The sequence below is a fragment of the Caviibacter abscessus genome (assembly GCF_001517835.1).
Taxonomy (GTDB): domain Bacteria; phylum Fusobacteriota; class Fusobacteriia; order Fusobacteriales; family Leptotrichiaceae; genus Caviibacter; species Caviibacter abscessus.
Genome location: NZ_LOQG01000020.1, coordinates 1 through 436, shown reverse-complemented (window position 1 = coordinate 436; position 436 = coordinate 1). Strand labels below are relative to the sequence as shown.

Genomic DNA, 436 nt, shown 5'->3' with positions numbered 1-436 from the left:
TCTTCTTTTGTCAATACGTAGATTTCTCCCTTAAATTCTGTATGTGGTGTTATTGATCCTGGTTTCGCTAATACTTGTCCTCTTTCTACTTCTTCTTTCTTTATTCCTCTTAATAATGCTCCTACATTATCTCCTGCTTCTCCTTGATCTAACAGTTTTCTAAACATTTCTATCCCTGTTACTGTTGTCTTTGCTGTATCCTTTATCCCTACTATCTCTACTTCTTCTCCAACCTTTACTATTCCTCTTTCAATTCTTCCTGTTACTACTGTTCCTCTTCCTGTTATTGTCATTACATCTTCTATTGGCATTAGGAATGGTTGATCTACTGGTCTTTCTGGTGTTGGAATATATTCATCAAATGCTTTTATTCTTTGTAACCCCCCCCCCCCCCCCCCCCCCCCCCCCCCCCCCCCCCCCCCCCCCCCCCCCCCCC

The 436-nt window shown here is 43.1% G+C and carries 1 protein-coding gene; it reads right to left on the bottom strand.

Annotated elements, in window-relative coordinates; genetic code table 11:
• Positions 1–436 (bottom strand): EF-Tu/IF-2/RF-3 family GTPase (locus tag AWT63_RS03240; RefSeq protein ID WP_269431479.1); only part of this gene is annotated, 436 nt, incomplete at both ends.